Source organism: Acinetobacter sp. 70_2, from assembly GCF_056736115.1.
Genome location: NZ_JBWZIP010000013.1, coordinates 286,453 through 308,811, shown reverse-complemented (window position 1 = coordinate 308,811; position 22,359 = coordinate 286,453). Strand labels below are relative to the sequence as shown.

Below are 22,359 nucleotides of genomic sequence, written 5' to 3'. Positions count from 1 at the left end.
TCAATTTTTTATTCCTTGGGAGGTTCCATCGGAGTTTTGTTTTGTGAAAAGCGCTGTCCGATTTTGTAACGATCCCATGGTAATGGACGTTCAATAGCTTCAGGGACTTCACCACTCAGCGAGCGTAAACGTAAATGTAGCGCTGCTTGAGCAATTAAATTGGCTGATACAGGTGCAGTAATAAAAGCCAAAAGTGTAATAAGTAACTCGGCAAAACCAAAGCGACCTTGGAAAGCAAAAAAGATCATTGAAGCAATTAAAAAGCTACCTAAGCCTAATGTGCTCGACTTGGTAGGTGCATGGAGTCGCATAAATAAATCGGGTAGGCGTACCATTCCGATCGATCCAACCAGCATAAAAAATGAGCCAAAAACTAGAAAGATCGAAACAATAATTTCCATTGTAAATTGCATTTTGACCTCCCTTTAATCGATCACATGACCAGTGGTGAAATAACGTGCTAACGCAGCTGTCGAAACAAACCCTAACATGGCAACCAATAAAGCCCCTTCGAATAAAGAGGTGGTGGTCCAATAAATACCTAATACCACAATGAGACAAGTTGCATTTAGAAAAAGAGTATCGAGAGCTAAAAGGCGATCTACAATTGATGGTCCCATCACCATCCGAAAAAGACACAGCAGCATAGAGATCGTGATGGCAATCAAGCTAATGCCAAGCGCATAAGGTAGGATGGTCATGTGTTGTCCTCCGATTTGCTTTTCACATCAAAAATTTCCATGAGTGGAGCCTCATAGCGTTGTTTGATGTCTTGCACATCACTTTCAGTATTTTCTGTACTGAGCGAGTGTACCAAAATGTCACCACGCTCTTGATCAATACCAGCAGAGACTGTACCCGGTGTTGTGGTAATAATCATTGCCAGTAAAGAATTTACTTGCTCATGTTCTGTTTCTAAAGGCACACGGTACCATTTTGGATGCAATTTTTTTGGTGACCCTAATACCAGTTTAGCAACGCGAAAATTGGAAACAATAATATCCCACAGTACAACAAAACATAGTTTTACTGCTGGTTGCCAATGAATGTGCGGTGTTCTAGTAATAAAAGGTCGAACCAATCGAGGAATCACAAGTCCCAAAATTACAGCCATAAGTAGGTCGCTTGCATCAAGACTATGCGAGAGCATTAACCAAAAGATGATAATTAAAAAAGAAACAAATGGATGCGGAAACCAGCGGTCAAGCAATTTAGATAGCTGCATTGTTATGGCTCCATAGGTTTCAGTTGACTTTCATCAGCAATGGTTGGTGTTTGCAATTTTTCTTGCTGCTGAATTTGGCGATGTTTATATTCAGAAATATGTACACCGTTGAATGTGTCTTTAGAAATAATGTCCGGAACGAGATAGGCATTATGATCTTCAACTTCTCCACCGTATTTTGTTTCAGGTAAATAAGTTGAGTCATAAGGCTGGACACTAATGACTTCGCCGTTTTGATCAGTCTTCAGAATAGATTGCTGATATAAGGCATGATTTTGAATTTGCTGAGCAGTACTTGTGGTGTAGTGCAACACAGGTGAAGCAAACACAACATAAGCCACTAAGCCTGCAAGCAAAATATAAATCACTGAATCATTACGTGGCGGTGCTCGTTCAGGTAAAGCACGATAAATAATATAAGCAGGATTGATTGGGTCTTCTTCTGGCGGTGAAGCACGCCAGAATAGAATAAATCCGACTCGTGTTAACGCAATAATGCTTAATAGACTGACCACAAGCACAATACCAATAACCCAACCTTGATATGCAGTTTCAACAGTCGCTTGTAAAATAAATACTTTACCAAAGAAGCCACTAAAAGGTGGTAAACCTGCGAGCATCATTGCAATTAAGAAGTAAGTCAGCATCGCTGCTTTTTCTTGCTTAATTCTTGGCGCAATTTTTAAATGGTCTTTAAAGTCACCACGCTGTGACGTCATCCAACCACAGAACAAGTAAAATGCAGCACCGATCAGTGTACTGTGAACTAAATAGAATAGTGCTCCTGACCACGCTTGTGTATTTGACATAGCAATCGCAGTCAATAATGTGCCAATCGAAGACAGCACCATAAAACCAACAAAACGTCTAAGGCGATCTGCACCGATTGCTCCAATCACACCGTATAGAGACGTAATTAAGCCAATTGGAAGTAACCAACTTTTAAAGATTTCTTGGCTAAGTACATCGTTAAATACCGTTCCATTGACACGCAAAATGGCATAGATGCCTACTTTGGTCATAATGGTAAAAATCGCTGCGACAGGTGTACTTGCAACGGCATAAGTTTTTGGTAGCCAAAAACCAACTGGTAGCATGGCCGCTTTAATACCAAACACGACAAATAAGAGTAAGGCGCCAGCGACTGCTAATTTGTGTTGATCTGCATCTAAAGTTGGTAAAAGGCGTGAAACGTCAGTCATATTTAGACTGCCTACACTGCCATAAATCATACCAAGCCCAATTAGGAATAGGGCAGAGGCTAAAAGGTTGATAATGACATAGTGTACGCCAAGCTGAAAACGCGGTTTGCCTTGTCCATGTAGCAATAAGACATACGACGCCATGAGCAAGATTTCAAAGAAAACAAATAGGTTAAATAAGTCACCTGTCAGAAATGCTCCGCATAATCCCATTAAAAGAAAATGGAATATGGTGTGGAAATAGCGACCTCTGGTATCCCAGTTTTCACTGGCATACCATAAAACTGGAACTGCTAATGCATAGGTTAAAACCAGCATAAATGCAGAAAGTCGGTCGAGTACCAGCACAATACCAAACGGTGCTGACCACTCGCTTAACTGGTAAACCGTGATTTGACCAGTATTTGCAACGATTAGATAACTAATCGCAGTGACTAAACCAGCAATTGCTGAGACGAGGCTAATGCCACGACGCCAAGGTTGTCGCCAATCTTCTTTTAATGCACCAGCGCCAGGGTTACCTAAAAGCAATAAGATAAAACCAGTGAATGCTGGGATGAGGATACTGAAAATTGGTGTATTAGCTTGCCAAAAAGATAAAAAATCAAACATCACGGCTCATCCTCACGTGGGTCGTATGTTGGAGAAATATCTTCTTTAGCATCAACGTGGTCACTACCTGATTCATAACGGCTGCGTAAAGCCAGTTGTACAATAAACGCTGTGGTCGCAAAACCGATAACGATTGCAGTTAAAACAAGAGCTTGTGGAAGCGGGTCTGTAATATTAGTGGTTTCAGTCAAGATTGCTGGTGAGCTCACTTGCAAGCGGCCCATCGCAAACAAAAATAGGTTAACTGCATAACCGAGTACGGCTAATCCCAATACCACAGGGAAGGTACGTGCACGTAAAATGAGATAGATGCCTGTCGCAACAAGTAGCCCAATGGCAGAGGCCAGTAAGAATTCTAAACTGATCATGATGATTTCTCCCCATGAGGTACAGGACCAGACATACTCGAATGGCGAGAGTCCCCTAATACAGAAATGAGTAGCATAGTGGCGCCTACCACTGTGATATACACACCCAAATCAAAGCTCGCTGCTGAAGCCAGATGTAGTTTTCCTAAAACTGGTAACTCAACATAGACATGAGCACTGGTTAAGAATGGACGTGCCCAGAACCATGCAGCAATACCTGTTAAGCCTGCAATTGTTAAACCGGAACCAATCCAGACCTCATAAAGACGACCCGATTGTGCTTTTAACATTTGTTCTGCTTGGTCTTGACCTAAAGCAATGTACTGAATAATAAGTGCCATTGAGGTAATTAAACCTGCAATGAAGCCACCGCCAGGGTAGTTATGTCCGCGCATAAAGATATAGACACTTACCACTAGTGCTAAAGGCAACACCCAAGAGGCTGTAATACGGAACATAAGCGGAGATGGGTTAAAGCGATAGGTGAGGCCTTGTGTCATGGTGGTGCCGTGTACGCGCATGCCATCCATAAGACAGAGCGCGCCAATCGCAGCAATCCCTAGTACGGTAATTTCACCAAAGGTATCGAAACCACGGAAGTCAACTAAAATGACATTTACAATGTTAGAGCCGCCGCCAAGTGGTAAAGATTGCTGAGCAAAGAACCATGAAATCGAATTATGGTCACGCGTTAAAATGAGCCACGTAATCCAGCCAATACCTAAGCCACCAATGATTGCTAAAAATGCATCTCTCAAACGTCTAGAGCGAGTAGACTCATAAGGCGTAAGCTGTGGTAATAAAGATAAACTCATCAACAAAAGTACAGTCGTAACCACATCTACCGTAATTTGGGTGAGTGCTAGGTCAGGTGCTGACATAGTAACAAATACCATAGTAACCACGAGACCAATTGCACCACTAATGAGTACTGCTTTAATGCGCTCATGGTGGAACCAGAGCATCATCCAGCAGCCCGAGAATAAGGTCAGCCAAAGAACTACTGCAATCCATGGTGCATGTGTGAGTTCACGTGTACCTGTGGTAAGGCCTTGATTGAGTAAAGGCAAAGTGACCAGAATGATGCTAAAAGCAATTATTAAGAACAGGTAACTTTGTAGTGAACCATTCTCAGTTTTTTGTTTGATTTTTCGGCTGGTTAATAGCAAATGTTTTAAGAACAAATCAAATAAAACACGACCTTGTAAACGACCAAGTCGTGGGTCGAGGTCGATTTTACGAATCATGCCATCTTTTGCTAAAGCAAAATAGAAAAGCGTGCCGCCAATCAAAGCAATAATACTCATCACAAGAGGAGCATTAAATCCATGCCAGATTGCAAGATGAGTTCCTGCAAAATCAGGTTGCATTAGACTTGCACGTGTCACGCTATTAACTAAAGGCTCAACCAGTAGGGCAGGGAAAATACCCACCAAAATACATAGTGTCGCAAGTAATATGGCTGGTGCTCGCATGCCAATCGGTGGTTCATGGGCATTTTTATTTGGTACTTGTTTACCCAATGGACCATCAAAAAATACGCCGTGAACTAAGCGAATTGAATAACTGACTGCAAAAATACCAGCAAGCGTTGCAATAATACTTGCAAAAATAACAGCTGAGCCTGAAAGGTTCGCCAACATTTCAGTAAAGAACATTTCTTTAGAAATAAAGCCATTGGTCAGTGGAACACCTGCCATTGATGCCGCGGTAATCATAGTGAGCGTTGCGGTAAACGGTAACAGCTGCCAAACGCCACTTAATTTTCTAAGATCACGTGTACCTGTTTCATGGTCAATAATCCCTGCAATCATAAACAGGGCAGCTTTAAAGGTAGCATGGTTAATAATATGGAAAATTGCAGCGGCAACCGCTAAAGGTGAACCAATACCTAATAAGCAGACAATAAGGCCTAAATGACTAATGGTGGAGTAGGCCAATAATCCTTTTAAATCTTCTTTAAAGATGGCAAAGCATGCAGCCATACAGAGTGTAAATAGGCCGATAAATGTGACAATGTTGTGGTAAAGCGCGGCACCAATAAAGATAGGTGCAAGACGTGCTAATAAGAAAATACCAGCTTTAACCATGGTTGCAGAGTGCAAATAAGCCGACACCGGAGTGGGTGCTGCCATTGCATTGGGTAACCAAAAATGGAAAGGGAACTGAGCACTTTTAGTAAAAGCACCGAGTAAAATAAGCAAAAGCATCGGAACGAAAAGATGATGACTTTGAATAAGGTCTTTCATTCCGACAATAGCATTAATTTCATAAGTACCGGTGATTTGTCCTAGTAAGACAAATCCACCTAGCATGGCGAGTCCACCCATTCCTGTAATGGTAAGTGCCATACGCGAGCCGCGTTGTGCTGCTTCGTAATGACTCCAATAACCCACCAGTAAAAATGATGAAATACTAGTAAGTTCCCAAAACACTAATAAAATAATTAAATTGTTAGAAAGGGAAATACCCAGCATTGCTGCCATAAACAGCATGAGTAATAAATAGAGTTTACTTAATGAATTTTTAGGGCCTAGATAATAATAGGCATAAATATAAATGAGTGTACCGATACCGGTAATAAGAAGAGAAAATAATAAACCAAGGGCATCAAGTCTAAAGCTTAGATTAATTCCTAATTGCGGTAACCAATCCCAACTTTGTTGAATGCTTGCACCACCAAGCACAGTTTTAGCCTGAGTCAGTAATAAACCAAAACTGGTTAAACTGACTCCGATCGCCCCTAAAGCCGTTACTCCACGTGAAAACCGTTGAAGCAATGAAACAAGGGTGGTGCCTAATATTAACGGTAATAAGATAATTATCGGTAGCACACTCGTATCCATATATAATTTAGACCGAAGCCTAAAGGTGAAATTTTAATTTCAGAATAGATAGGAATTCAAAGAGATTTCCAAAGCTTATATTCTGAAAACCCGACCAAATTAGAAAAATAAAGCGAGAAACAAGTTGTATTGCGCAACTTGAATAATAAAAACACAAAATGAAATTTATTGTACACTAAAAAATCATTAAAAATCTGATGTTATTACATGTGGTAACAACATCTAGTGATTTTTCAGCTCAAAAAACAGATTTCATCGTATATTTAGCGAATCCGGTTTTTATTATAAAAATTGAGCTATATGGATAATAAATTTTATAGAGATGAGGTTTCTTCCGAAGTATCTCCTGTATGAATCATACGTAATAATTCATTTTTTTGTTGTTCATTTAAGTTTTGGATTTGTTGGTACAAATTGTCAATTTGAATTGTTGTAGGTTCGGTATCAAGTGGCAATGGATCTATATGTGGCGCTAAAACTTCATCTCGGTGCAAGAGGGTGTAAAGGTGTTCAAGCTGCTGTTGAGTCGTATTTAAATCAAGTTGGCTTGCTTTGCCATGTTCTAATTTAAGGCATTGATAAGCAGTTGCATGTTCAAGTAACTCTTCACGGCTTCCAGTCACTATAATTTGTAAACGCGGAAATGCCTGATGAAGCCGATTTAAAATTTCTGAGCAATGCAGAGCATCTAGTTGTGAATCGATCTGGTCAATTAACAAAATTCCTTCGCCTTCAAGGCAAGGGTCTAAGCTCAATGGGTTGAGCAAACAAAGTCTGCGAACCACATCGCCTACGAGTGCAATCCATGTTTTTGTGGTATTGGAAAGTTGTTGAAAGGCTAAAGCTTCACCCTTGTAATGTGCCATAAGTTGAAGACGTGGATGATATTGTAAATAGAGGTCTTCAAGTTCTGGAAAAATAATCTTTAATGCCGATTTCAGCGCATATAAATTTGGTGAAGGCAGTTGTTTAGGCTGCCCTGTCAATTCGATTTGAAGTTGACGTAAAAGTTCTTCCTGATTTTGTGGGTTTGATTGTCGGGAAATAATTCGTTGTACAACATGAGCTGCTTGTGCATTTTCAATATCGCTAATTTCACGTAGCCATTCAAAAAAACGAGCAAAGGTGGTAAACGGGATTAAGCTAATTTCATAAGCAGAAATAGACTGAGTAATCCCTGGCAGGTTTTTATTCAGCAAATTTATATCGTTAACAAATCGCTCAGATGGGTAGTAAGCAAGTAAGGGAAGGCCTTGAAGTGGGTCTTTTCTTGTGACTTGATGATAAAGAGTAATGGTTTGATCGAGCTGCTGAGTTTCAACTTGACTAATGCCCACGCCAGTTGCATTTAAGGTTTTAAATAGCTTCCAGCTACAAACAGATGTGTCGGTTTGCTGTGCAGAAGTGGTTTCAGGCAGTTGCCCGAACTCTGATGGAATATGAATGCTGACTTCTATTTTAGACTGTAACCGAGAATGTGTAATGTCTTGATCAGGCATGACTACGCCCGGGGTACGAACATCTTTCAAGCGAGCAGGAAACCACGTTAAAGCATGGTAAATATGCTTGAGTAGCATACTTTTACCGGTTGCCTGCTCACCTAAAATTAAAGTAATCGGTTGTTTATCATATTGAAACTGGATCTTTAGGTCATGAAACAGAGCAACATGTTTAAATTGGATGGATTCAAGTCTCATAGGCTCACCTAATTATGAGCGCTTCAACCAACCGACTTACGAAGACTTAAAGGCGCCCTTACTTTTAATTGTTGTATCAGATCATAAAGATGATGGATGTTTAGACTTACTTTAGCACGAGTACAGGCCACGTAAAGTAATCTTAATTCTTCATCTGTAATCTTGTGTTCTAAGCCATTAATTTTAAATTGATAGTCATCTTCAATATGGACACGATTCCACTCTAGTCCTTTTGCTTTATGGGCAGTTGAGATGACATAGTCAGCTTGCTCAAGGGGAGTAATTTTAGCAAGTGCCTTTTTTAATGGATCAGTACCGTGATCATCTACCAGTTTAACCAATGGTTTGATATCACTTCCTTCATTAGTTTCACAGTATTCATGTACATCGTGCCATGAGTTAAACCATGCTAACTCGGGAACGTCAGTAACTCGTTTTCCTTGCTTCAAGAGGCTTGCGGCATCTACAAAACGGTTTAGTTTTTGATGGTCTGCCTGCAAACTTACTTTATCGCCGTGAACTAAGCCTGCTAATAAAAGCTCCATTGCCCGAGCATTGGTACGACACAAAATCGCATCACGCATCTTGGTATGCGGTTTATTGACTACACTCGATTTCTGGTTCGGATTGCCAAGCAGCGGAACTGTTTCATTTAAACCACCTAGCAACGCATTGGCGACATCGGCAATTGCCTCTCCAAAACGGAAAGAAGTCGTTAAGCGAGACTCTGGCAAAGGCAGTTGTTGCATCGCATTAACTGCACCACGCCACGCGTAGATTTGCTGATGTGCATCGCCTACATAAATAACCTGCGTACTTTTTTGACGTAGTAAGATACCCAACATTAAAGGATCAGCATCTTGTGCTTCATCAAATAAGACATAATCGGCTGGAATGTTTGGTTCAGACAATGCCCAAAGTTTGAGGTAAATATCGTGACCAATTCCGGCTTGATGATTTGGGTCGATAGACTCTAACCAGCGCCGTTCAACAGCAGGGTAAAGGTGGGTCTGTAGCTCGGTAATATCGTCTGGATGTAACCAGTTGGGTGCCTGAATGTGTCGAGGAGCTGGGTATTGTGAGCTAGTCGAACAGAAATAACTCACCGCATTGGCAACAAGACTCGCTAGACGACTTGGCATTAAGACGTATTTTTCATAACGTCCACCCATCATGCGTCGTAACGTAATCGGTTCTAGTCGATATTCTTTAGCAATAAAGCTTGGACTTAAGCGCGGCAAGCGTAATTTATCTGTCACACCACGTGGCACACTACGAAACGCGAGCGAGTGGAAAGTACGGCAGTCTACATTGCGATGAAATTTGTTTTGAGCTTCACCAGCAATGGCTTTGTTAAAAGCCAAATACATACCGCGCCGTTCAGGCATGGCATCGCTAATCATTTGTAATGTAGTAGTTTTACCTGTACCCGCATAGGCGATCACTTTAAATGATTGCCCAAGACGTCCGTTATCTATGGCAATTGCTTGCTCATAGGTGGCTTTAGGTTTTTCGATATTCGACACTGAGTGATTTTAAACCTTGTTACGGTTAGCTTTTTCAACTAAACCAGATAAACCCTGACGACGAGCTAATTCGTCAATAATAAGTTGTGGATTAAGATCGAAATAACCCAACATGACAATGCTATGGAACCACAAATCGGCAGTTTCATAAATCAAGTCATTTAAATTGCTTTCTGTATTTTGAGCAGCGTAGTCTTTCGCAGAAATAATAGTTTCTACGCTTTCTTCGCCGACTTTTTCTAAGATTTTATTAATACCTTTTTTATAAAGGCTTGCAACATATGACGTATCCGCTTCAGCTTGCTTACGCTCTTGCATCAATTGCCCTAAGTGAGCAAGTACATCAACTTGTTCAGTGGTGTGAGCATGATCATGGCTTTCAGTTTTGGCTTTATCGCCATAAATTGCAGTAGGGTCTTTTAATTGTGCATCGACAATTTCCCAGCCCTGTGGGGTGAGTTTACGGTAGAAACAAGACTCTCGACCTGTATGGCATGCAATACCGCCGTGTTGCTCAACTTGTAATACGATTACATCACCATCGCAGTCTAAACGAGTTTCATAAACTGTTTGGAAATGGCCTGATTCTTCACCCTTGTGCCAAAGTTTTTGGCGAGAGCGAGAGAAGTACACAGCCTGATTTTTTTCTGCTGTGAGCGCAAGTGATTCACGGTTCATCCACGCTACCATCAAAATACGTCCGGTTTGATGATGTTGAGCAATGGCAGGGATAAGACCTTGTTCGTTAAATTTTACTTCATCGAGCCATTGCGTGTTATTCATGAGGAATCACCAAAGAAATATAAACTATAAATTGATTTCAATCAGATGCTAAAAATAGCTTGTATAGTGTACGGCATCAACGTCGCTTTGCGGAAAAATTCTTTGTCCTTTTTGTCTTTGTCAGTGTAATGAATAGCTTGTAACGCTTACCAATCGGTATCTTATTCAAATGACTAAGGCGTGAGGATATTTGAAATCTCAATCAAGTTTTGATCTGGATCACGAATATAAACTGAAAGAATAGGGTGCACCGCACCAGTACGTTCAACAGGACCTTCTTCAATTTGAATATTTAACTGATTAAGGTGTGCTACCACTTCTGAAATGGGTGTGTCTGAAATAAAACACAGATCGGCAGATCCAGGAGTCGGTTGCAATGCCTTAGGTTCGAACTCGTGACCTTGCTGGTGTAAATTTATTTTTTGATTTCCAAACTGTAGAGCCTTTCTATCACCTTTAAAAGTGATGACCTTAAATCCCAACACGTTTTGATAGAAATTACAGGTAATTTCAATATTTGAGACAGTTAAAACAAGATGATCAAGATGGCTGATTTTCATGTGTTACTCGCTATTATTTGGTTGGGTTAATAGTCAGACAGAGATTCATTTTTTAAATGAAATGCACTGCTTTCTTTAGGTGCTTGAGCGACTTGATCATATTCAAGATGGCGGAATGGACCTGTTTTTAAGCCTGAAATTGTGATTGCCATTTCTTTTCGAAAATAAGGAATTTGATACATCCACGGAAAAACTAAATCTCTTAAGCCTCCAGCCCACCAAAGGTCAGATTGATAAAGTGGAGTTAATAAGCGACTGAGGAACTGATAAAACTGAGTAGATGAACGGCGAAGCTGGTGGTAGTGCTGCCAGAGCAAGGGCCAATCAATAGTTTGGTGCTTTTGAGCATGTCGCAATGATTGAGAAAAAGCCCAAGCATCTAATAATGCCATATTGGCCCCTTGTCCTAACTGTGGACTCATTGCATGAGCTGCATCTCCAATTACCCCAATTCGTCCTTGACCAAATTGAGTCATGACGACATCACGGTAGTTTGCAGATAGCCATTTAGGCTGAGTTGGACTGTTATACAAAATTTCTTTTAGCCATTCTGCAACTGTGGGCCAACGCTCCGAGACTTGCTTTAACCAAGCTTGTTTCGCCTGTTCATCTTGCAAAAAGCTTTGTAATTGTGAGGTTGGTAAGCTCCAAAATATACTCGAAAGGCGCTGTTGAGGTTCTGTGGGAACTGCTCCTGTAGGAAGAATTCCCATCATAATTTTCGAGCGATCATAAAATTGATGCAGAATTTCAGAATCGAGAACTTGGCACTCAGGCACGATACTCCACGCCGCACCCCAAGGGTAAGCTTGGTCAACCCTTACCCATGCTTTGGGGCGTAATTGGCTACGCGCACCATTGGCAATGAGTAGGCCATCAAAGCAAGCATCAAACTTTTGGTTTTGATGACTGCCGAATATCCGAACTTCATCGTTATGTTCTTCAAATCTTTCAACAGAATGGTTCATGCACCAAGTAATCTGGCTTGAATACTCACTAAGCTTTTGAGTGAGTACATGACACAAAGTGGCTCGGTGTATACCTAGACCATAGAGGTTTGCTGATGCTTCATGATAATGACTGTTAACTAAAAGGCGCTTGTCCGGAAGTTGTCCTTCTAGGCCTGTGACTCTCGCACCTGAGGTTAAGGCTTTGTCTAGTACACCTAAATGTTCAAATACAGCTAAGCCCGCGGGTTGTAGTAATAACCCAGCACCTACTGGAGATAATTCATCAACTTGTTCAAAAATAGTTACTTTATTGCCTTCTTGGGCAAGCAAAATGGCAGTGGCTAAACCTGCGGTACCTGCACCAATAATGGCAAAATGAGGTGTTTTCATTGTTTGTTCTTTTCAAGCATTTATGAATGCTAATTTAGCAATGAACGAACAAGCGATCTATATTTTTAAAAATTAAAGTTAGCCATAAAAAAGTCCCTTGCACTAGCAAGGGATTTAGAACTTATTTCAAAATACGCCAAAGCGCTAATAAGCTACTCAGCACAATTAAAATAATGGAAACAAACCAAGGGCTAATAATTGCAATGGTCAGTAAAATCAGCATGCTACTACCAAACATCCAGCTACGGCGCTGTTGATGTTCCATTTGCAAACGAAGCTGTTGAATTTCACGTAACTGGCGGTCTTGCCAAGCAGACTGGTTCTTTAAACCATTTAGGCTGTCAATAATTAAGCTTGGGAAATCCTGAGCACCTAAAAGCAGGTCAGGTAGTTGCTGGCCGAGTTCTTTTACATTTTTGACTGGGTTCATGTTGGACTTAACCCATTCTGTCAAAATAGGTTTTGCCAATTTCCAGATGTCGAGCTGCGGATAAAGGTCCGTACCTAAGCCTTCTACATGCACCAAAGTTTTGAGTAGCAGCATGAGTTGTGGCGGGATTTCTAAATGGAAGCGACGCGCAATATCCATCACTTGAATTAAGATACCCGCAAAATCAAGTTGGTCCATTGGTTTAGATACCATTGGCCCAACAGTACGGCGCATCTCACGTGCTAAAGCGTCTTGGTCTGTACCTGGTGGAATCCAGCCAGCTTGATGCACAATTTGAATAAGCTGCATAAAGTTGCTGTTCATTACAGCAAGCAACATGCGGGCAACCGTCATTTGGTCATGTTTAGAAAGCTCACCCATAATCGCACAGTCGAGTGCAATAAAGCGTGGATTGCTTGGATTGATGGTTTCTACAAAGACATTGCCGGGGTGCATGTCGGCATGGAAAAAGTTATCGCGGAATACTTGCGTAAAGAAAATAGTTAACCCTTTTTCTGCAAGTTGTGCACGGTCCATGCCTAAACGGTCAAAGGTTGCCGTATCTGAAATAGGGACACCAGTAATACGCTCAGCCACCATGACATCTTTGGTGTCCATGTACACTTCGGGCACATACATCATGGTTGAACCAGTGAAGTAATGACGCATACGACGGGTGTTATCTGCCTCAATACTCAAGTCCAACTCATTTAAAATGATCTGACGGTAGTCTTGAATAATTTCAGTGAGATGCAACGCGCGAGCAGCTTCTAGGCGACTTTCTAAGGTGTTGCCTAGCCAAGCTAAAATTTCAAAGTCTTGTAAAATCTGACTACGAATGTCCGGACGAGTAACTTTAACAACAACTTCACGGCCATCATGCAGTGCTGCTGTATGTACTTGTGCAATTGAAGCAGCAGCTAATGGTTGGTCATCAAAGCGAGCAAATAGAGTATTTACGTCTGCCTTTAAAGAATCTTGAATACGTTGTTTGGCAACATTGCTATCAAAAGGTTTGACTTGATCTTGAAGTAAGACCAATTGCGCGAGTATTTCAGGTGGAATCAGGTCGCGTCGAGTAGACAGTAACTGCCCAAGCTTAATTGCAAGCGGGCCCATATCTTCTAAAGCTTCTTTAAGCTTTAAAGGGTTTTTGCGTTCACGACTCGACCATGCAGCTGGGTGCATCTTAATAATATTTAATGCACGTTGAGCTTTAACAGGTAATTCATCCGCAGGGAACAACGTATCGAGTCTATAGTGCGCTGCAATACGCCAAAGTTCGAGTAAACGTGAAACGTGCGGAATCATATACAGTCTTACCTAGTCTTGAGTGGGTTGTAGTTGTGCATTGAGCTGCTGTAGCTTAGCTTCTAGACGGTCAATGTCTTGATTAAGCTTACGCGTAGCCTGATTTAAATCGTCCATTTCCCAACGTGGGGCAAATAAACCACTGTCTTCTTTTAAGGCATCTTCAGCAAAAAATAGATGGCTTTGCACGGAGCGTTTTAAATGCTTTGGTGCAAGTTGAATCTTGCCAATTTCATGAGCGAGTTGAGGGCCAACCCATTTTGATAAATGCGCAGCTAAATCAGGTTCAGCTTGCTGCATAATTCTTTGAATATCCTGTAATAGGTGATAATCACCTTGAAGCGGGATATTACCAATCTGGTCTGGATCGCTGACCAATAGTTTGATCAGTTCAACCACATCTTTGACATGCAAAGTGGCTGTTGCTTCAGAAATTTTAAATTGTGGATCAAACGGGCGTTGTTCAAAAATAGAAGGTTTTTCGCTGTGCCCAGTTGCAGTAGGTTCAAGACGTACTTTTTCTTGGTCAAAGAATACATCGACAGAAAGTTGCGGGCTATCTATGACCACACGCAACATTTTGCCCTGTAACTGATTGAGCTGAATGCGGGTTAAGGCATCCAGATCGATCAGATGATGAATGATACGTTCGACTGCACCGAGTGCCAAAATCGACCACATATCGCTATCCCTTACAGTTTGAAACCGCGGTGAACAGCAACAATACCGCCAGTCAGGTTGTGATAGTCACAGTTCTGGAAGCCAGCATTTTCCATCATACCTTTTAAGGTGCGTTGGTCTGGGTGCATACGAATTGATTCAGCTAAATACTTATAACTTTCTGAGTCATTGGCAACCAATTTACCCATAATCGGTAAAGCAGTGAATGAGTAAAGGTCATAAAGTTTTGAGAATGGCTCAAATACTGGTTTAGAAAACTCAAGAATCAGTAAACGACCACCTGGCTTAAGCACACGGAACATAGAAGCAAGTGCAGCATCTTTATCTGTCACGTTACGTAAACCAAAGCTAATGGTGACAAGATCAAAACTGTTGTCTGCAAATGGCTCTAGTGTTTCTGCATTGGCAAGAACGAAATCGACATTAGTACAACCAGCATCAATCAAACGGTCACGACCAACATTCAGCATAGATTCGTTAATGTCTGAAAGTACCACATGACCTTGAGGACCAACTTCGCGGCTAAATACTTTTGCTAAGTCGCCTGTACCGCCAGCAATATCCAACACATGTTGACCACGGCGAACACCAGACATATTAATTGCAAAGCGTTTCCACAAACGGTGGATACCAAATGACATTAAGTCATTCATAAGGTCATATTTGCTTGCAACCGAGTGGAAAACTTCAGCAACTTTTTGAGCTTTATCTTCAGTTTTAACAGTTGAGAAACCAAAGTGAGTTGTTTCACCAACGTTGCCAGTATTGCTAGCACCACGTGGTAAATTGTATTTCGGTACAGAACCGCTAACAGGTGTATCTGTTAAGGTTTGCTGTAAAGTTTGTTGTTGCCCTTGAGGAGTACCTTGCGGTAAAGGTGAGCTTAGGAACGGGCTAACTTTGTCTGAACTTTGTGCCTGCTCAGTTGGAGATGTTGGCTTTTGGTTTTCGTTAGACATATTGTCTCTCCTAGACTCAAACTCAAGTGAAACGGAATAAGTTCTGCATGATGACAGATTTTGTCTATTTTTACAGGCATCATCATGCAAATATAATGAATAAAATCTCAACTTCGCGAGGTTGAGTTTTTTCTATGTGCCGACCTTATCACACTCTAAACGGATTCGGATGTCCTGAATGTACTTTTTCAACAATCTGACGTTCTTTTTCCGTAAAAGTCTTAATAAAAGCCTCAGCCGATTTTAATGGTTTCATTGCGCTAAAACCATCCTGAATAAAATCATACATCAATTCGAAGTGGTATTTTTGAGCAATACCTTTACACATTTTAAAAGCAGTAAACATCATAAATGAACGCATGTATTTATCTAACGCTACCCCTAAGTCATCAAGAAGGGCAAGTTGCTGGTAACGAGCTTCTGCCTGATCAAGCTTGATTAAGGTTAAACGCATGATCTCGTCAGTGAGTACTGTATCGGCAGGGTAGTCTTCAAGAAGCTGCATTGCTACTTGTTCATCAAGTTGAGTTGCAAGTACAGCCAGACTTACCGATTTTGTTCCTGTTTTAATTGCATTTTCAGGTAGGACTTTTTCGGCTTTATGCGCATATTTCAATAAACGTTCAATTTGTGCTGCAAGTGCATCAAACTCTGGACCACCATATAAACGGTTTAAAAAATACTCTGACATGAGCTTGTGCTCTGGCAAATTAAAAAAGTCGTGATGAGTATCTTTCATCCGCTCTTTTAGCCATGTTTGTACATCTTGCAAACGTTGGGCAAGCACTGGATTATCGTGATAATTAAATGTTTTATATTGTTGTAAAAGATCATCAAAAGCAGCGAGTTTAGACATTTAAGGCTCTAATATTGGGCTATTTGCAAAAAATCATAAGAGGCATTGTAACCTTCTACTATGGCGAGTAGATGTAAAAAAAATGATTTATGCGTCAATTTTTAGATAGAATTTTGGCGCAATGACATAATTTGTATAGCAATTCATCATCTAAGCGCATAAGTTAAATAACGACGAAATTAAACAATAAAAGATTAGAGCAGTGGACTATGAGTGAACAACAACCAAAATTTGAAATTCGAGACGAGGAACAGCTTTCAGTCGATTTGATTGAAGCACAATATGCTTTAAAAGATAGTCGGGGCAAAAAAAATGCTAAAAGTACACTCATTTTAATGAGTGGTATTGAACTGGCTGGAAAAGGCGAGGCTGTTAAGCAGCTTCGAGAATGGTTAGATCCAAGATATTTACGCGTAAAAGCAGATGCACCGCGTGTGCTGACAGATACCGAAGCTTTTTGGCAGTCGTATTCAGAGTTCATTCCAACTGAAGGCCAAATTGTGGTGATGTTTGGCAATTGGTATAGCGACTTGTTGGTTACCGCAACGCATGTATCGGAACCTTTGGATGATGCCCGTTTTGATGCCTATGTTGAAAACATGCGGGCGTTTGAGCAGGACCTAAAAAATAACTATGTCGATGTGATTAAGGTTTGGTTTGACCTTTCGTGGAAGTCACTGCAAAAACGTTTAGATAAAATAGACCCTTCTGAACAGCACTGGCATAAGCTTCACGGTTTAGATTGGCGCAATAAAAAACAATATGACACTTTGCAAAAGTTACGCCGCCGTTTTACCGACGACTGGTACATTATTGATGGCGAAGATGAAAAACAGCGCGATCAATTTTTTGCCCAGTACCTTTTGCAACATATGCGTGAATTGCCTGAACATGAAAGTGAGGTCAAAGGAAAATGGCAGCAGGCAAAGATTCCTGAAAGTTTGTTAAAACCTTCTAAAGAACAGCTCGATAAAGCTGATTACAAAAAAGAGCTCGATAAACTCAGTAAAAAAATTGCCGATACCATGCGTTTTGATAAACGTAATTTTGTGATTGCTTTTGAAGGAATGGATGCTTCGGGTAAAGGGGGTGCCATTAAGCGAATTGTCAAAAATTTAGACCCGCGTGAATATGATATTCATTGTATTGGCGCACCTGAACGTTTCGAAGCAAGACATCCTTATTTGTGGCGTTTTTGGAACCGTATTAATGAAGCCGAAAAAATTACAATCTTTGACCGTACTTGGTATGGCCGAGTGCTGGTAGAACGAGTTGAAGGTTTTGCATCGCCGTTAGAGTGGCAAAGGGCATACGACGAAATTAATCGTTTTGAAAAAGATTTATTTGATAGTGAAACCATTGTGGTAAAAATTTGGCTTGCGATTAGTAAAGATGAGCAAGAGCAGCGTTTTAAGGCCAGAGAAGAGACACCACATAAACGCTTTAAAATTACCGCAGAAGACTGGCGCAATCGTGATAAGTGGGATGACTATTTAAAAGCGGCAGCAGATATGTTTGAAAGAACCAGTACCGAATATGCACCTTGGCATATTGTTGCCACTGATGATAAATATACTGCGCGTTTAGAAGTGTTAAGAGCTATTTTAAAACAGCTGAGAGCAGATTAAACTCTCAGCCGTGAATTTGATTTTAGTTTACAACCGTGCCACGACTTTTTTGTTGAATACGTTTAGCAAGGTTGTAGCTATCAGTAAGATGTGTTTGGGCTATTTTCTTCATCATAAAATAGCCTAAACCTGCTGCAACAATTTGCCCGCCTAATGGTATAAATTTAGTCACTTGCTTGGTGACAATTTTTCCAAAGAAACCATTAAACGTTTTTTTAACGGTAGTACGTGCGACCACAAAACCTGAAAATTGAAAGCCACGTTTACGCAATTCATCCCAATGAATGGTTTTTGTTTTTGGATCATAAACGCTGACATGTTCAGGTGCTAAGCCAAAGCGGGAATTAATATCGGGAATAAGCTGTGACAAAATTCCCAAATCTACTACCACGTCAAAAAAAGGAATGGGTACAATTGCTGCACCAGCAGAGACGTAAGCTCTTTTTTGAATGAGCTCGTGACACTCATCGCGAATTTGTTCCAGATTTAGGCTAGGATCAATATAGTCAGGAATGTTATCAATTTTCATAATGTTTACCTGTAATGGGTTCCTTAAGGGTGCCTTCCAAACACAAGGCAAGTGACACCTAAAGTTAGATTATGCTGTGTTTAAACCAACGTGACATAGTCAGATTCAGTTGTATAGTAATGAATGTTTATGATTTTGTGCATAAATTATGCGAGTAGGATATGAAATAAATGGGCATCCATGTTATTCAAAGTCAACGTATTGATGTGTTGTTGCAGGGCGTACTGGCATCTACGTCCCAACCTTCAACGCATCCTTTACAGGTTTTGAAAGCCCAGCATTTTATTGTGCCAAGTCCTGCGGTAGAGCAATGGCTGGTACAAAAACTTGCAGAACAACAAGGAATGAGCGCCAATTACCAGTTCCATCAACGTGTTCGTGGTTTCCAGTGGTATGCCTATCAACAGGTCCTCACAGCGCATAAGGAACAGGTTCGTAAGGCCAATATTCCACGCTTGATTTTTAAATGGCGTGTACATCAGGCATTACAAGAGTTTATTCAGCCTGATGAAATGAGTATAGATGACTCACATCCATTACATTCTATTGTTCAGCGTATTTACGACAGCGCAGATCGACTTGAACAAGGGATTGAGAAGCAGCTAAAAAAACAAAAAATGTTGTATTGGGTTGCCGAGCAGGTTGCCGATTTATTTAGTAACTACATGGTTTATCGGGGACAGTGCCAACGTGGGTGTGAAAATACCTGTACTTGTCCAAATAACTGGTTAGCAGCGTGGGGACAAGACCGAGCGCTGGATATCGAAAAGTATATTGCGCAGAAAGATAAAGAAATTTCTGCATTTACTTTGCAGCAAACACAAGAGTTAGAGCGTTGGCAGCGCTGGTTATGGCAGCAGCATTTTCATGATGATTTTATGCAAATGCAGCAAATTGACGAGCTGTTTTGGCAGGAATTAGACCATCCTGAACGCCAGAAGAAAGCATTGTCTCGTTTGCCGGAGCAAATTGTTGTTTTTACTTTGCTGGATTTACCGCCTAGCCAGCTTCAGTTTTTGCGTCGTTTAGGGCAATACATTGATGTGCTGATTTTGCACTATAACCCTTCACAGGAATATTGGGCCGATAGTGTCGATCCCCTGTGGAAACAACGTTATGACTTAGGTGTGAAAGAGCGTTTTATTGCGAAAAATCCTCAAGCGACCGATGCTGAAATTGCCGATTTCTTTGATAAATTTACGCTTAACTTTAATGCTGAGGCGCGTGAGTCGAGGCATCCGCTTTTAACAAGACTGGGCAAACAAGCCCGCGACCACTTCTCATTACTTTCAAACTTATCTACAGGCGAAGAAGGTAAATGGGTGGATGCCTTTGTAGATGATTTTCCTGAGAGTCTACTTGGCAAAGTTCAATCAGATATTTTGCATTTGGTGGAACCACAGACTAAACAGTACGAACTTGCACCGAATGATGACTCCATTCAAATTCATGTTTGCCACTCAACATTGCGCCAACTTGAAGTATTGAAAGAGCAGTTGATTGGCTGGTTGGCTAAACCACATGAACAGCCGCGTCGTCCAAATGATATTTTGGTTTTAGTACCTAATTTGGCAGAAGTAGAGCCTTTAATACGAAGTGTTTTTCCTGCTACTGCAACTGAGCAAGGTGTCCATTTACCCGTAAAAATTGCCGGTATTGCGTCACTTGATGCACTTAATGCATGGCGTGCCGTAATTGGCCGAATTCACCTTATGCAAGGGCGATTTAGCTTTGATGATTTCGCTGACTGGCTTGGTTTACATGCGACGCAGCAGCGCTATGCACTTGAATATGCTCAAGTAGAACGAGTTTTGGCATTACTGGCCGATGCAGGGTTTAAACGTGGGCTTGATGTAGAGCATCTGAAACGTAGCTTATGTGACGGCGATGAAGATTATCGCTATAGTTTTAAATTTGCTTTAGAGCGATTAGCACTCGGTATTGCAATTCCCGAACATGCTACATTTAATCAGGTACTCAGTTACGCCAAGGTTCAACCGGGCGATTTTGAGCTGATTGGTACGCTCATTCAGATTTATCAAGATTTAAATGAGCGCCGTGACTGGCTCATTATGCATGAGCAAAGAAAAGTTCATACCGTTGAATACTGGCTACAAGTGCTGTCGCAAGATATTGTCGAGTTTGAAAAGGCTGGTGTTGCTGCTTTAAAAACTGCTCGTGAAATTGTGAAAAAACAAGAGCGTATGTTAACGCTTGCGAGTTACTATGCCGAGGCAGAAACAGGTACCTTACGTAAAATCACCTTGCCTTTGCCTTATATCCTCGATGAGATTCAGCGAACTTTAGAAAACCATACGGCACAAGCTGAACCGACAGGACAGATTACCTTTGCTCAGATTGGACAAATTCGTCCTTTACCTTATCGCTTAATTGTGATGTTGAACTTGGATGCAGGGCAGTTTCCAAATCGTGATACGCATGTACCATTTGATTTGATGGATGCCTTACGTCAACAACTAGGTGACCGTTCCCGTCTTGAGGATGACCAAGGTGCTTTCTTAGATGCCTTGCTTTTAGCCCAAGAAAACTTATGGCTGTTTTATAACGGCTTTGACGTCAATGACGGTGAAGTGAGAGACCCTTCAAGTATTCTTCAAGAGTTCCGTGAACATCTTGCGCTTATTGTAAAACCGGAGCCAGATGCACCCGATCGAGAAGTGATTGAAGGTATTGAAATTCCGTCTCAATTAAAACAACTCTACCATTTACATTATTTACAGCCGTTTGACCCGAAAGGTTTTATGGCCGAGAACAGCTACATTCGCTACCAAGATCATTGGTTTAATGTGGCAATGCAAATTCAGCAAGCTTCCGGTGTTCTTAAGCCTTGGGCGAATACATCTTATCCTTTAGAAATACCTGAAATGCTGGTTTTAGATAGCCATCAGTGGATACAAGATGTTACTTTCCCGGCACGCCTCTATTTAAAAACCTTGGGTGTCGAAAATTTAGGAAGTGTGGGGGAGTTAGATCAGAACGAACCTTTGCTTTTAGATGGTTTAGGCCGTTATACCATTCGACATTTTTTACAGCAAAATGAACAACAGGCGCAGCCCGAAGCTCTACTTGATCAATTACCTGTAGGCAAAGTTCAATATAGTGCTTGGCAACAGGGTATTTTTGAACAGGAATGTTTGCTTGAGCGTCTTCATCATTATGCACCAGCAGTCACGCAAACCACTCAGCGAAGCTGGCGAATTGCCAAACAGCTGCATATGAATATTACGGTGCCAAAGTCTGAAACTCAGGATTGGGTCAGCATGGAAGCATCAAGTGCTCGGGCAAAAAGACGTGCAAAAGTCTGGTTAGAGTACCTGCTTTGGTTGGCCTATTTAAATGAGGGAAGTGCAGGAGCTGAAAGACGCCGTATAGTGGTTTTTAGTGATCAAACCGTAATCTGTAAAGGTATTAGTTCGGAGCAAGCTCGGCAGTATTTACAACCGTGGTTTAAGATCTGGCGTTATGCTCAACAGCAACCACTGGTGCTACCAGCAGCTTTAATGCTAAAGCCTCTGGAAAAAGCCAAGGTATATCAGTGGGAAACAACAAATCCGACAGAAAAAATAAAACTGGATGAGAAGAGTTATGCCGAGCTGTTAAAATACTGGAATGAAACAGGGTCATTTACCGCTATCGATATGACACAAAATGAAGCGTGTAAGTTGCATAAGGACTGGCGTTTCATTTTGCAAGAACAAGATGCACAAGCATTGCTTCAACATGCTTGTGATGAGTTTGCCTATGACCTGTATCATCCGGTTTTTCAATTTCAACATTCGGAGTAA

The 22,359-nt window shown here is 41.1% G+C and carries 18 protein-coding genes; 2 read left to right on the top strand and 16 right to left on the bottom strand.

The genetic code is table 11. From position 1 onward, the window contains the following. Positions 1–8: 8 nt before the first annotated feature. From AC1PJ9_RS07475 to AC1PJ9_RS07405, 15 genes are all read right to left on the bottom strand, one after another. Positions 9–413 carry a Na+/H+ antiporter subunit G gene (locus tag AC1PJ9_RS07475; protein ID WP_311087196.1) on the bottom strand — a complete coding sequence of 135 codons (405 nt, stop codon included), beginning with the start codon at positions 411–413 and terminating at the stop codon, positions 9–11. 12 nt (positions 414–425) lie between these two features. Then, positions 426–701, bottom strand: coding sequence for a monovalent cation/H+ antiporter subunit F (locus AC1PJ9_RS07470; protein WP_002053531.1), 276 nt, complete (start codon positions 699–701; stop codon positions 426–428). Then, positions 698–1,225, bottom strand: coding sequence for a Na+/H+ antiporter subunit E (locus AC1PJ9_RS07465; RefSeq protein WP_311070250.1), 528 nt, complete (start codon positions 1,223–1,225; stop codon positions 698–700). The genes AC1PJ9_RS07470 and AC1PJ9_RS07465 overlap by 4 nt, the downstream gene beginning before the upstream one ends. A gap of 2 nt (positions 1,226–1,227) precedes the next feature. Then, on the bottom strand, positions 1,228–3,039 hold the full coding sequence (locus AC1PJ9_RS07460) for a monovalent cation/H+ antiporter subunit D (RefSeq protein ID WP_311087195.1): 1,812 nt from the start codon (positions 3,037–3,039) through the stop codon (positions 1,228–1,230). Further along, complete coding sequence (locus tag AC1PJ9_RS07455; protein WP_000624229.1) at positions 3,039–3,407, bottom strand: Na+/H+ antiporter subunit C; 369 nt, start codon at positions 3,405–3,407, stop codon at positions 3,039–3,041. Before AC1PJ9_RS07455 ends, AC1PJ9_RS07460 begins: the two co-directional genes overlap by 1 nt. Next, positions 3,404–6,253: a monovalent cation/H+ antiporter subunit A gene (locus AC1PJ9_RS07450; protein ID WP_311087194.1), complete on the bottom strand. Its 2,850-nt coding sequence runs from the start codon at positions 6,251–6,253 to the stop codon at positions 3,404–3,406. Before AC1PJ9_RS07450 ends, AC1PJ9_RS07455 begins: the two co-directional genes overlap by 4 nt. Positions 6,254–6,567: 314 nt before the next feature. Then, on the bottom strand, positions 6,568–7,950 hold the full coding sequence (locus AC1PJ9_RS07445; protein WP_311087193.1) for an AAA family ATPase: 1,383 nt from the start codon (positions 7,948–7,950) through the stop codon (positions 6,568–6,570). 23 nt (positions 7,951–7,973) lie between these two features. Beyond that, positions 7,974–9,476, bottom strand: coding sequence for a UvrD-helicase domain-containing protein (locus tag AC1PJ9_RS07440; RefSeq protein ID WP_016803971.1), 1,503 nt, complete (start codon positions 9,474–9,476; stop codon positions 7,974–7,976). Positions 9,477–9,485: 9 nt separating this feature from the next. After that, positions 9,486–10,259, bottom strand: a complete 774-nt coding sequence (gene hisIE, locus AC1PJ9_RS07435) for a bifunctional phosphoribosyl-AMP cyclohydrolase/phosphoribosyl-ATP diphosphatase HisIE (protein WP_311087192.1) — start codon at positions 10,257–10,259, stop codon at positions 9,486–9,488. A gap of 173 nt (positions 10,260–10,432) precedes the next feature. Further along, positions 10,433–10,819 (bottom strand): VOC family protein, encoded by a 387-nt coding sequence (locus tag AC1PJ9_RS07430; protein WP_311087191.1) that lies wholly within the window; start codon positions 10,817–10,819, stop codon positions 10,433–10,435. A gap of 26 nt (positions 10,820–10,845) precedes the next feature. Then, positions 10,846–12,159, bottom strand: coding sequence for an FAD-dependent oxidoreductase (locus tag AC1PJ9_RS07425; RefSeq protein ID WP_311087190.1), 1,314 nt, complete (start codon positions 12,157–12,159; stop codon positions 10,846–10,848). A gap of 121 nt (positions 12,160–12,280) precedes the next feature. After that, positions 12,281–13,900, bottom strand: a complete 1,620-nt coding sequence (locus tag AC1PJ9_RS07420; protein ID WP_311070258.1) for an ABC1 kinase family protein — start codon at positions 13,898–13,900, stop codon at positions 12,281–12,283. Between the two features lie 12 nt (positions 13,901–13,912). Beyond that, positions 13,913–14,581 carry a ubiquinone biosynthesis accessory factor UbiJ gene (locus AC1PJ9_RS07415; protein WP_263612815.1) on the bottom strand — a complete coding sequence of 223 codons (669 nt, stop codon included), beginning with the start codon at positions 14,579–14,581 and terminating at the stop codon, positions 13,913–13,915. Positions 14,582–14,592: 11 nt separating this feature from the next. Further along, positions 14,593–15,540: a bifunctional demethylmenaquinone methyltransferase/2-methoxy-6-polyprenyl-1,4-benzoquinol methylase UbiE gene (gene ubiE, locus AC1PJ9_RS07410; RefSeq protein WP_263612816.1), complete on the bottom strand. Its 948-nt coding sequence runs from the start codon at positions 15,538–15,540 to the stop codon at positions 14,593–14,595. Positions 15,541–15,688: 148 nt separating this feature from the next. Beyond that, positions 15,689–16,396 (bottom strand): DUF8198 family protein, encoded by a 708-nt coding sequence (locus tag AC1PJ9_RS07405; RefSeq protein WP_075383397.1) that lies wholly within the window; start codon positions 16,394–16,396, stop codon positions 15,689–15,691. Positions 16,397–16,605: 209 nt separating this feature from the next. Here AC1PJ9_RS07405 and pap point away from each other — a divergent pair, with 209 nt between their 5' ends. Beyond that, complete coding sequence (pap, locus tag AC1PJ9_RS07400) at positions 16,606–18,024, top strand: polyphosphate:AMP phosphotransferase (RefSeq protein WP_263612818.1); 1,419 nt, start codon at positions 16,606–16,608, stop codon at positions 18,022–18,024. Between the two features lie 22 nt (positions 18,025–18,046). On the opposite strand, the gene AC1PJ9_RS07395 is transcribed toward pap, so the two are convergent. After that, on the bottom strand, positions 18,047–18,553 hold the full coding sequence (locus AC1PJ9_RS07395; RefSeq protein WP_263612819.1) for a hypothetical protein: 507 nt from the start codon (positions 18,551–18,553) through the stop codon (positions 18,047–18,049). A gap of 170 nt (positions 18,554–18,723) precedes the next feature. Between AC1PJ9_RS07395 and AC1PJ9_RS07390 the strand changes: the two genes are divergently transcribed. Continuing rightward, entirely contained in the window at positions 18,724–22,359 is a 3,636-nt protein-coding gene (locus tag AC1PJ9_RS07390) for an exodeoxyribonuclease V subunit gamma (protein WP_311087189.1), read from the top strand.

Bases quoted from the DNA above. Each gene is read 5' to 3' on its own strand.
- AC1PJ9_RS07420 (WP_311070258.1), bottom strand. From the start codon at position 13,900: ATGATTCCGCACGTTTCACGTTTACTCGAACTTTGGCGTATTGCAGCG.
- AC1PJ9_RS07390 (WP_311087189.1), top strand. From the start codon at position 18,724: ATGGGCATCCATGTTATTCAAAGTCAACGTATTGATGTGTTGTTGCAG.
- hisIE (WP_311087192.1), bottom strand. From the start codon at position 10,259: ATGAATAACACGCAATGGCTCGATGAAGTAAAATTTAACGAACAAGGT.
- AC1PJ9_RS07445 (WP_311087193.1), bottom strand. From the start codon at position 7,950: ATGAGACTTGAATCCATCCAATTTAAACATGTTGCTCTGTTTCATGAC.
- AC1PJ9_RS07470 (WP_002053531.1), bottom strand. From the start codon at position 701: ATGACCATCCTACCTTATGCGCTTGGCATTAGCTTGATTGCCATCACG.
- AC1PJ9_RS07405 (WP_075383397.1), bottom strand. From the start codon at position 16,396: ATGTCTAAACTCGCTGCTTTTGATGATCTTTTACAACAATATAAAACA.
- AC1PJ9_RS07450 (WP_311087194.1), bottom strand. From the start codon at position 6,253: ATGGATACGAGTGTGCTACCGATAATTATCTTATTACCGTTAATATTA.
- pap (WP_263612818.1), top strand. From the start codon at position 16,606: ATGAGTGAACAACAACCAAAATTTGAAATTCGAGACGAGGAACAGCTT.
- AC1PJ9_RS07475 (WP_311087196.1), bottom strand. From the start codon at position 413: ATGCAATTTACAATGGAAATTATTGTTTCGATCTTTCTAGTTTTTGGC.
- AC1PJ9_RS07455 (WP_000624229.1), bottom strand. From the start codon at position 3,407: ATGATCAGTTTAGAATTCTTACTGGCCTCTGCCATTGGGCTACTTGTT.
- AC1PJ9_RS07465 (WP_311070250.1), bottom strand. From the start codon at position 1,225: ATGCAGCTATCTAAATTGCTTGACCGCTGGTTTCCGCATCCATTTGTT.
- AC1PJ9_RS07425 (WP_311087190.1), bottom strand. From the start codon at position 12,159: ATGAAAACACCTCATTTTGCCATTATTGGTGCAGGTACCGCAGGTTTA.
- AC1PJ9_RS07415 (WP_263612815.1), bottom strand. From the start codon at position 14,581: ATGTGGTCGATTTTGGCACTCGGTGCAGTCGAACGTATCATTCATCAT.
- ubiE (WP_263612816.1), bottom strand. From the start codon at position 15,540: ATGTCTAACGAAAACCAAAAGCCAACATCTCCAACTGAGCAGGCACAA.
- AC1PJ9_RS07395 (WP_263612819.1), bottom strand. From the start codon at position 18,553: ATGAAAATTGATAACATTCCTGACTATATTGATCCTAGCCTAAATCTG.
- AC1PJ9_RS07430 (WP_311087191.1), bottom strand. From the start codon at position 10,819: ATGAAAATCAGCCATCTTGATCATCTTGTTTTAACTGTCTCAAATATT.
- AC1PJ9_RS07460 (WP_311087195.1), bottom strand. From the start codon at position 3,039: ATGTTTGATTTTTTATCTTTTTGGCAAGCTAATACACCAATTTTCAGT.